This is a genomic window from Rickettsiella endosymbiont of Rhagonycha lignosa (genome assembly GCF_964031165.1).
Lineage (GTDB): Bacteria > Pseudomonadota > Gammaproteobacteria > Diplorickettsiales > Diplorickettsiaceae > Aquirickettsiella.
The window spans coordinates 798,099-809,305 of record NZ_OZ035011.1 but is presented as its reverse complement, the minus strand read 5'-3'; the positions used below and the strand labels follow the sequence as shown (position 1 = coordinate 809,305).

5 protein-coding genes are annotated in these 11,207 nt (G+C 32.7%); 1 reads left to right on the top strand and 4 read right to left on the bottom strand.

The features are described 5' to 3' along the window. Positions 1-87: 87 nt before the first annotated feature. Positions 88-261, bottom strand: a complete 174-nt coding sequence (locus AAHI99_RS07595) for a hypothetical protein (RefSeq protein WP_425288732.1) — start codon at positions 259-261, stop codon at positions 88-90. Between the two features lie 268 nt (positions 262-529). Here AAHI99_RS07595 and AAHI99_RS03665 point away from each other — a divergent pair, with 268 nt between their 5' ends. Further along, a complete protein-coding gene (locus AAHI99_RS03665; RefSeq protein WP_342228313.1) occupies positions 530-1,276 on the top strand; it encodes a Dabb family protein in 747 nt (248 codons plus the stop codon). Positions 1,277-1,374: 98 nt separating this feature from the next. Here AAHI99_RS03665 and AAHI99_RS03660 read toward each other — a convergent pair whose 3' ends face one another. From AAHI99_RS03660 to AAHI99_RS03650, 3 genes are all read right to left on the bottom strand, one after another. Beyond that, positions 1,375-1,977, bottom strand: coding sequence for a response regulator (locus tag AAHI99_RS03660; protein ID WP_342228312.1), 603 nt, complete (start codon positions 1,975-1,977; stop codon positions 1,375-1,377). Between the two features lie 260 nt (positions 1,978-2,237). Then, positions 2,238-3,716, bottom strand: a complete 1,479-nt coding sequence (locus AAHI99_RS03655) for an aldehyde dehydrogenase family protein (protein WP_342228311.1) — start codon at positions 3,714-3,716, stop codon at positions 2,238-2,240. A 195-nt stretch (positions 3,717-3,911) separates the two neighbouring features. Further along, the gene (locus AAHI99_RS03650; RefSeq protein WP_342228310.1) at positions 3,912-11,057 is read right to left on the bottom strand and encodes an NB-ARC domain-containing protein; all 7,146 of its coding nucleotides are present in this window, start codon (positions 11,055-11,057) and stop codon (positions 3,912-3,914) included. Between the last annotated feature and the right edge of the window lie 150 nt (positions 11,058-11,207).

Sequence of the window (11,207 nt, the reverse complement as noted above, 5' to 3'; positions counted from 1 at the left end):
TATTGAATTTATTTTTAGGCCACTTTTTGAGTATAGAGGATCAATAAATTATTTCCTAGATCATTTTTTATAGAAATTATTTTTATTTTAATTAATAAAATAAACTTCCCCTTTTATAGTTACTTTCGTGCTTATGGCAACATAAATTCGACTCGATTGATTTAAATTAGCGCCCTGCTCGATCGTAAAATTATTCTTTTTATTATCATTTTTTAAATTTAACATAAAACCTAAAGCAGCAGCCGCAACGCCAGTAGCAATATCTTCTTCGTGGCTAAATAAGGAATTTAAATTACGTCCTAAAAGAAAATTGCTTCTCTTTTAAAAATTTCATTATTAACCGCTCGTTGGTATGTGCATAATTTAAAGATAAAATTACAATGTCATTCGAAAGCAGAAATTATGTCAGTTGCCATTAAACATGGATTGACCTATGTATTAGAGGAATACAAAGTATGGAAAAGCTTAACTGTCGATTAAAATCGACATCAAACTAAAAACTATTTACCTTAAATAAATCGGAGAAAATATGAATTATCATTTTATTAAACTTTTTTCATTAAAAGAATGCTCAAAATCTGCTATTACCCAATTTGATGATTTTTTAAAATCTAAAGAATTAAATAAGATCACCCATCTAATTGAACATGGTCCTTACCAAAGTGCCGAAGGACGAAATAAAGGTTATAATTACATTTTGAAGATCTCTGTGGATGGCAACCCTGCTAAATTCAAATCAGAAACAGAGAAGGAATATCTCGAATTTTTAGAGCAATTAAAACCTTTCCTCAATGAAGAAAAAGAAGTTTTTTCTATAGAGTATGAACCCTCTACTCAGCTTACTAATCAATCGGTTCATTCTCAATCTCCGATAAACCATGTAGTCTTCTTACCATTTAAAGAAACCTGCAAAAACGTAGAAATTAATAAGTCATTTGAATTATTAACAAATCTATTTAACAAGCTTCCTGGAATGTCCTCTTTTTCTTATGGAAAATGCCAAGCCTCTATTTCTGATAAAAAATATGTTTTTGAAATGAATTTTTCAGATGAAACCAATCGTGATAATTATTTAACGGATAAACAACATGTAGAAGTTGCCCATCGTATTATTCCGTTATTGGAAAAAGGAGCAGATTCAATTATTGCCTTTGACTACTTTACTTCTAAGACCCCAAAAAAATTGTTCACGTTATCTAATAGCTCATTTTTTACTCTTAAGCCAGAAGATAATATAACTGAGAACAATCCAGTACAAAAACCTGCGATGAATTAATATTATTAATCTTCATTAGCCCAAAATAAGCCGATTGTTTTAATAATTGGCTTATTTCAAAAAAGACATTTATTCTAGCAAATATTTTTATTATCAGTTTATTTAATATAATCTTCACACACTGTTTTTGCATCTTCCATTTCTTGAATCAATTGACGATAAAGCGCATTAGTTTGTCCCTTAGGACCATTTTCGCGTAAATAATCATCAATCTGCTTACAAGCTTGTTCCAAACGTTTAGCTCCGCAATAGCTAGCTCCTCCTTGCCTTTTATGTGCAATCTCACGTATGGCTTGCCAGTTAGCAGATTGATGTAATCGAGACAATTCAACAAGATCTTTTTTTAATCCAATTACCATTAATTGAATACAGTCCTTAATCAATTCCTCATTTTTTAATACGGCTTTCATTGCTTCGACATCTAATACCGGTCCGGTAACTGGCCTAATATCAGTAAGAGAAGAAACTTGATTTATGCATGCATCTGGCACAAAAGTCCTCAATAATTCTAAGGCGGTTTCTTTTTTTAAAGGTTTTGTTATAACGGTATTCATACCCGCATCTAAACAACACTGTCTATTTTCAAGATCAATGTGAGCCGTTAAACCAATGATAGGCGTTGTGTCAGTTCGTTGCCACTGCTGTAGACGGATACGGTGTGTTAACGCAATGCCATCCATATCGGGCAACCCAATATCCATCAAAATGAGATGGTAATCTTTCTCTTGAACTAGTGATATAGAGGATCAACAAATTATTTCATAAATCATTTATTTTAAAATAATTTTTATTTTATTTATTGAAACACACTGCACCTTTAATAGTTATTTGTTCAAGTTCTACAGAAGCACAAATCTGGTTGGACTTTTCTAAGTTATCGCCCTGCTCTATTACAAAATTATTCTTTTAAAAAATATTATCGTATGTGCAGGACGTTACTTTTAAGTATAAGCCGTTAGAATTATTTAACCAAGGGAGAAAACCAAGCTTCCGGAACTTGTGTCTGAATAGTGACTGTTTTAATTTGAGTATACGAATTAAGTGTTTCTCGACAAAACTCTCGGCCGATCCCACTATTTTTATACCCACCAAAAGCAGTACCCTCTGAAATATTGGAATAACGATTAATCCAAATTGAACCTGCCGCTAATTTATCTGCTGTTTCTAAAGCATTTTTCAAACTACTTGTGTAAATTCCTGCTGCAAGTCCATACTGTACATCGTTAGCTTGATATATCATTTCTTCATAATTATCCCATTTCATCAGCGTCAACACCGGACCAAAAATCTCTTCTTGACATATGCGCATATCATTCTTTGCTAAAAAAATGGTTGGTTCAATAAAATAACCATGTTCACAGTTTTTTACTGTTTTTCTTGAGCCACCGACAAGAAGTTTCGCACCTTCTTTTATCCCAATATCAATATAATTAAGCACTTGTTCTCCCTGCTTTTTTGAAATGAGACAACTTACTCTTGAATTTTCATCCTCAGGAGAACCTAGCTTTACTCTTTTAAAGGATGCAACCAATTTTTCTGTAAAGGCATCAAAAATATCGGCATGCACAAATAACCTTGTACCTGCAAGACAAGACTGTCCATTATTATGGATTGCCGCAAATGTAACATTATCGACGACAGCATCCATATCTTCAATATCAGGAAAAACGATATTTGGACTTTTTCCACCGAGTTCCAAAGTTACAGGTACCAATCTCTCACCCGCTACTTTTGCAACTAATTTTCCAACCTCTGTACTGCCAGTAAAAGACAACTTCCTAACTTTTTTGTTGTGAGTCAACGCATTACCCACTATATCACCAAGACCTGTCACTATATTTACTACTCCCGGAGGAAAAATAGCGTTAATATGCTTTCCAAGTTCCAAGGTTGAAAGAGAAGCATTTTCATCTGGCTTTAAAACAATGGTATTACCCGTAGCTAGCGCTGGAGCAAGTTTAAAAGAAGCAATAATCGCAGGGGCATTCCAGGGAATAATTTGTCCACATACTCCCAGAGGTTCTCTCATAGCTAGGCAATATCCATCAGAAATTTCCTTGCCAAAATCTTCATAGGCCATGATAATCGATGCGAAATAACGATAATGCCGGATTGCTGTTAAATAATCTTTTCTTACTTCACTAATACAACGTCCAACATCATGCATGTCAATTCTAGCTAGGCGCTCCATGTCGCCTTCCAATGCGTCCGCCAATTTATTAATTAACGCCGCTCTCTCCTTTTGACCGACTGATCTCCAGGCTGGATATGCATTTTCAGCAGCAGAAACAGCACGCGCAACATCATCGGCAGTACAATAATGTATATTGGCCAAATGCTTACCTGTTGCAGGATCAATGGCTGGTGAGACCTCTTTTCCACTAAGCTCAAAAACACCATTAATTAATGGTCCATAGGCTGAATCAAATTTAATATGCATGATATTTACCCAAAAAGATTAATATTTATGAAAGTGAATACTATCATGACTTATCTATAAATAGAACTATCTTATTGAAAAATAATAATCGATTAATATTATCTATAACTAATATTACTGTCCTCTATAAGCAAGTTGGTTAGATTTAGATAGCACTTGAAGTTTACTTTCTTTTAAATGCTTCCTGATAGTGATTCACCCGTTAAACTTAAACTGAGCCCCAAAAATCTTAGATTTCATTTTATCTACTTGTTTTTCTTTTTGCTTAAAAATTTTATTTGATTTTGCATCAAAAGAATGGGATACCGGGTTTCGTAAAAATTTCCTCGCAGCAAATTCAAAAAACACAAGGGTTTCATTTAGCTCAGGGAAAACACCTGTGCGTGAAAATTGCATTGAGTATTGATTTGCTTTGTGCTGCGATTTAGATTCACTTTGTTGATAGCGTAGTCTCGGTTGGGTTTTTATACCCTTTTTAACTATTTCTTTATAGTTTAAGAAATTGCTTTCAGCCTTCGCAGCAAACAAATTTTTTCTATCCTGATGTAAGACATTTTTTAAAAAATTATTTTTATTCACCGGTAAATTTTCAGTTTGCGGCTTTACTGGTGATTTTAAGATAGGTTGAGCAGACTGTTTCGAAATAATTTGCTTATGATAATTTCGATTATTTTTAGTGTAAGTTCGATGTTTCTTTTCTAGATTGGAATTAGATTTCTTCTTCTGTGTAGCTATCGGACTCGCTTGTCTTTCACTGTCTCTCTGATTAATCCTCTTTTTAATAGGCTGAGCTATGTTTTTCAATGAAGAATCCTGGTGTTTATTTGAGTAATCCTCTGCAATCCTTAAAATACGATCCTCGACAAACGCACTACTAAGTCGAGAATGCGGTTTACTCTGAGGAAAAAATGTCTGATTGCTTAGTTTATTATCATTCTTAGGCACTGATTTTTTTGTGTTTAATCCTATATTTTCTTCGCGAATGATTTGACGCTTACGACGCTGCAATTCTTGTGGCGGCTTCTCATGCTCAGAAGATATTCCTTTGGTGGTGATTAAATTTAAAAAATTAGATGTCAGGCTAATATCTTCGAAGTTAACCTTATCAGAAAAATAAGCAGCATGTTCAATTTTATCTTGATAATCTTGCAATAGAAATTCGTGATCGAAAGATTTAAAGGTCGCTGATAATATCTTTTTTTTCATTTCAGGTATTTTATAATCAACTAGAATAATGGTGCAGAAATCAAAGGAAGCGGTTGGAATATTAGTTATAATAAGATCATTTTCAGTTTGAAGAAAAATAAAATTGCCTATATTTTTAGATATGGGAATTTCGGCTTGTTCTCCAATATCTTTATCTGTAATAACTATAATTTCTATATCATCGGTAAAAACCAAAGGTGCTTCTTCCAAATTCCAAATTTCATCCTCCAAAACCCTTATATATTTAGGAATAGAATTATCAATAAAAATATCGATTTTTTGGAACCAGGTGTAATTATCAAGAACTGCGTTTTTAAATTGAATAGTGATCAGAGAATGGAAGCAGTCTACATCGTGCAAATAACGAGCGGGTGAATAAATTGCGTTAATCAATGTCAAAAATAAATCCTCCCCTACCCGAAATAAACGAGGAAAAATGATAGCATCGGGGTAGATTTGTTTGTATTTTTTAATCAGTTCACGTAAATCCAAAGTATCTCTGAATTCGATTAACTCGTTAAAATCTTCTTTTAACGTATCATAGAGTGTGATTGGCGCAAGAGGAAATACGACATCGTTGCAAGGCGATATAATATAGACATTTTCTCCACCATTACCCACTAAATGACTTTCAAATAAACCATTAATATAAAAAATTTCATGCTTTGTCTGCCCAATCGAAATCATAGTATTGTTGAATAATTGAAGTGAAAAAGTTTTTTCTAAACGATTAGCCAATGTGGTTAACACACTAATGTTTTCATCAATGGTTTTATTATTTGATACCTTTTCTTGCAGATAGACCTGTTCGTTATTTAACAATTTCATTTCTGTATCTTGAAAAAAATAAGATATATTTTTTGTTTGATTATGAATTAAATCCGTCGAAGAGTCAGAAATAGTAAGAGTAAATGTTTTTGTATCTGTAAAATCTAATGCATTAAGCAAAATATTTATGGTACTATTTTGTACACTGAGTGTCTGAATATTCTGTATAGCCGTTTGGAAAAAGAATCGATGTTGAATTTTTTCTTGTGAATGTAATCGGACTTGTGCTGTACCGACTTCTTTTAATGGTATTAAATAATCAACAGAATTCACACTCGAATTTGAAAAAAATAAAATAAGAGTATTATTTCTTAATATAAATTTTGGTGTTTTATACGAACGATCATTCAGGAAGAAGGTGTCTGGGAATTCATTATTTCTACCTCCCCCACCATCGATTTCGTGCATGTTCCTATTAAGGTAAAAGATTTCTTGTTGATTATTTCGACCTCGAACTTGATTGATTTTATTTAGCAGAATTCTACTGTCGTCAGAAGAACAGGATATTGGAATATAATTTAGTAGACTACTATTTTTTCCACATAAAAAACCGTTAATATCAATCAATAAATAATCACTTTTTATAGGATTAAATTTATTCAGTATAAGTATATTCCATCCCTGACCTCCTTGCAGATGACCTGATGTAGAGTTTCCTTGCAAATTAAACACATTAACTTTATTACCACCTCTATACAATTTTCTGCCATTCTCTATGATAAATAATGTGGGAGAATCGATAAAAGCAATAACTTCCTGATTCCCTGGTCCTAAAGCTACTAGCGTCGCGTTACCGGTTCTATTTACCGAATATTCTATACCTATAGCATGGTGACAGAGGTAACTGCATTTGCAGTTAGAATTAGCTAAGTTAACATCGGAAGGCTTCAATTTAATAGTACCGGATAAACAAAATAAATGCCCTTCATTCGGCTGATTGGGGGTGCTCTCATCAAGCTCCAGTTGTCTTTTTTTATCCAAGAAAATCAGACTATTATTATATAAAATATTTTCTGTATAAAAAGCAGGAACAATATACCAGATAATGTCTGGGTGTAACTTTAAGAAAGAAATGACATGATTAACTAATTGTTGGTTCTTAGCTTCAAGTTGTAAATATTCTGATGGCGACCTCTGAAAAAAAGCCCGAAAAAACTGAACAACTTGTTCTTTTAGAGAGAGAGGAACATATTTATTGATGGCCTCAACTTGTTGCTCTGAGGTATATATTTCGGATCCTAACCAAGCGAGCAAAGCAATTCCCTCGCCTACTGGACCTGTAAATTCTGCTACACCTGCAATAACTTCAAGCAATTCAGCCCCTTCAATAATTCCTTCTAAACCCTCAACACCCACAATAATGCCATTGGAAATAATATCAGGAATAACTGCTTTATCGCCCATTTCATAAGCTTGTATTTCTTGTTTAAGATTATAAACCATAAAAATGGTTGTCGTTCTAGCAATAAACGGTGAAGCACCTTGCATGGCTTTAGCTAAAAATTGTCTTTGACCTACGGATAATACTTTCTTGTTAAATAAAGCTCGGAGTGCGTCTTTGCTTTCTAAACTTAACTCTTTTTCTAGTAAACTCGTCTCTGCTGCCAAATGCTTACCTTGGGAAAATAAGCCATTGGATATTTTGCCAAAGAGTGCATTACTGGCTATTAATCCAAAATTAATGGCCACTTTGCTAAAATCCCCTTGAAATAAAGCGGTTAAGGTATCTTTAGCCATAAGACCAGAACCTATAGTTCGAGTTAGCGATGCTACTTTTTTTAAATGAGATTTAATTTTTAGATTCTTGATATCTTCGATCTTTTCTTGCTCAGTTTCAAAGGTACAAATACTTCTCTTTAAACTATGTGCTGGGCAGTTTTCATATCTGGTGAACAAATCTCCAAAAATTTTCATCTTAAATTCATAAAAAAGTTTTATAGATTCTTGTTGCATTTCCTTTTTCAAAGGTAAACTCGATAGTCGCTTTATTTTAAATTTAGGGTCTTTTAAACTATTAAAATGCTCGATAATATATTTAATATTTTCTTTAGATAAGCTTCCTGCAAGCAATTTTTTTTCTAAATAGTCTAAGGTTTCAACCAAGAAAAAAGATAAACCTAACTTTATATAATAGGCAATGGCGTCTCCAACAAACCTAAGATATTTTGGCTTTGGAAATTTAAGATAGGCTAAATCGATAAAATAAGAGCAATATTTTATATGTTGATAACTCAAATTATCAAAAAAAATTTTTTCAGGATGACCATATAAAAAAGTCGATTCCAGATCGGAATGCTCTGACATATAGAGTAAAAAATGTAAATAATGAAAAATATTTTCTTCATCATCTTTGAAACCAAAATGAATCAGCAATTTTTGAGTTTTTTTTATTACGTCTTCAAATTTAGGTCTATCTTGCTCGAGATAAAGCCGTATAACCTGTTGCAGCAATCGATGGATGGTAAATTTATTTTCCTGACCTCGATTTATCATGGAATAACTAGTTAACAAGTGCATAATAGCATCTAAATCATATAGTTTTAAATTACAATTAATATGATTTAAATAATAAAATTTTGTAATTGAAATGTTATCTGGGTCTAAATAGGCCATAATATATAAAGCCTCTATCGCATCTTCACCCACTGCATGAGATCTAATTTTTTCTAAGGTAATGAGCCAGGTTGTATATACAGTCTGCAGATAGAGATCATTGCTGTAATTCGAGAAATCAAAATTCAATAAGAGTTGACATTTTTCTTTGTAAAGTTTTATATAGTCTTCGAGAGAAAAATTAGCATCGGTATTTTGTTTAAGTTTAATAAAAGCAAGCGCTTGTTGTAATGCTAAAGGTAAACCTTGAAGTAATTTATTCAATTCCTTTATTTTTTCATTTTCAGTATTATCGCTTAAATCTAAAGATTTTTTGATAAGCTCTTCGGTTTCTTGTTCGGTAAAAACCCCTAACGATAACACTGAAGCAACATTCTCCCAATTATAATAACGTGAAGTAATTAGCAATGTCGGTTTATTACCCAACATAGTTTTAGGTAAATAATTTGTTATCGCACGATAATTCTCAACATTATCAAAAATAAATAGACTTTTTCTATCGGAAAAATATTCATATACGGCATCGACAATTTCTTCCAGATCTTTTTTTGAGCCATAGCTATCTGTGATGATAAGCTGCAATTTGTTGGCCAGTTTTTGAAAGGAATAGGCCAAGTTCTCTTTAGTTTCAGCACTAATCCATAAAACGTTATAATCATAGTCTCTGGCATAAAGCTCAGCATAACGCAAGGCGAGCTGAGTTTTACCTATTCCCCCTAAACCAGTAATAGAAAATGAAGAACCACTCGCTGCTTGAGAGGAGCTGCTGGAGGATGGGCTTGATAAAATATCTAAGGAAGATAAAGTTGGCACGATGGCTATCGTTCTTTCCGATAGTAAGATGTCGTGCAATGTTTTAAGGAGCTCTACTCTTCCGCTAAAATTTATTATAGGCTTTCTTAAATCAAACAAAATAGGCATCTTACTTGGGTATTCGTATTCCTTTTTAAAAGATTGGGCGGAATTTCGATGCTCTATTTTATCTAAAATACGTTGCGCTTCTGATGCATTCGTCTCTGTCTCTAAAACATAATTATATCCTCTGGAAACAAACTGAAAAAGACTTTCTTCTTGAGGATAGTTTTCTATTAAAAACTGATTTTTCAAACTTTGTTTTAGTTCACCCTTTACTTCTTGCTCCCAATTTAAAACTCTTCGGTAACCATAGCGATGATTTCTGAAATGATCTTTATTGGCATAATATTTATTGGGTTGACCATAGGCATCAAAAATAACTAAACCTACTTTTTCATATAAATTTGCAGTATTGATATCTTTTCCACTTTTATCTTGTACAATATTTCCCGAGATTCTCAGTCTGGCTGTTTTAACACTCGGGTCAAAGAATTTTTCCGATGGACCTTGCAATATCCCTTGTACGATTAGTTCCTCGGAAATAAAACTATCTATTTCAGTAAGTTTTGCTATAGAGTTAAATACTCGGCCTACGGCATCTTCGGCTAACTTTTCCATAGCAACCTTGTCGCCGGCTTTATCCGTTATCATCATAAATTGATTTTCATAGCTATAAAAAATATCAACTGCCGCTGCGGATAAAAGTTTGCTTAAACTACCTGGGTTAAGCTTAGAAAAAATCTTAGTAATTTTTTGAGCTTTATCTTTTGATATATAAAATTTACCACTAATCATTCGTAATGAAGCGACGAGTGAAGGAATTGATCCAACTAAACTTTGAGAAATACCTATTCCAAGTAACGCACCGGTTAATCCTGTTTTTAGTTCGGTTTTTAATGCTTCTTCTGTTAATAGCTCACCTTTTGCCAATAAATGATATTTACCCAAATTTTTGGTAAAAACTCTCATAAAAGTTTCAACAAAAGTCTCTAATAAGATTATTATTTTTTCTTTTTCATCTTTAGGCGCTAATTTTAATCGTTTTGCATCATCTCTATGGAGTGATGAAGAAGAGGAGATACGGCGGAATGAAGAGGGTAAAGATTCACGTTGTGGGTTAAATTCCTGAATAAACATAGGATGTCTTTCATGCCATCCAGGGTCAGCGCGAAGTTTTTCTGAAAGAAATTGTCGTCTGGTCTCAAAATATTCTTTACTGCGGGATAATTGCAATTGATTTATTAACCAATACATTGATTGATTTTCAATAAGCATCTGATTCAGACTGACTGCATTTTCAAGAGCCCATAAACCAGAATTATAATCCTCGGTTTGTTGCAAAAAACCTGGACTTAAGCTTATTGGCTGTATTTTAAACTGATCAAAAAGCAGCTGATAATATTCAGGCGGCATGGGATGATTTTTTGAATCCGTATAATAAGCAGTACACTGTCTATCTTTATAAGAAATAACCAAAGTTACCCAATTCAAACTTTCTAATTGTATAATTAAAGTCATTCTGACTTCAGCGGATTCTTTAGTTTTTAATAAAAATGCCTCTAAGTTAATCGTTAAGTCAGATAGTGAAGCAGATACTGCAAATTTTGCGTTGCTTCCTACTATTCCTGCATAAGTGTTATATCCTAAACGAACGATCTCGTTGAGATCGTCTTGATTTAACCAATAATTATATTGGCCTTTTGCTGTCGCTTCGACCAGCGTTCCATCATTACCACGCTTAACACGCAATTGATTCGATGTCTTTAAATGTTTAATATTTTCTGAAAAATTTAATGTGAATTCAGAATTAACTCCCTTTTTTTTATTTTTTTTATACATTTTGCATTTCCTTTGCTTTATTTTTAATGTTCTATTTTTAGTATAAACTAAGGGTATTTAATTTCAATATTATATTCTTATGCATTATTTTTTTAGTTAAAAAAATTAAATAATATTTAAAAAATAAATTAAATATTTAATTTTGTGTTA

Bases quoted from the DNA above. Each gene is read 5' to 3' on its own strand.
- AAHI99_RS03650 (WP_342228310.1), bottom strand. From the start codon at position 11,057: ATGTATAAAAAAAATAAAAAAAAGGGAGTTAATTCTGAATTCACATTA.
- AAHI99_RS03665 (WP_342228313.1), top strand. From the start codon at position 530: ATGAATTATCATTTTATTAAACTTTTTTCATTAAAAGAATGCTCAAAA.
- AAHI99_RS03660 (WP_342228312.1), bottom strand. From the start codon at position 1,977: ATGGATATTGGGTTGCCCGATATGGATGGCATTGCGTTAACACACCGT.
- AAHI99_RS03655 (WP_342228311.1), bottom strand. From the start codon at position 3,716: ATGCATATTAAATTTGATTCAGCCTATGGACCATTAATTAATGGTGTT.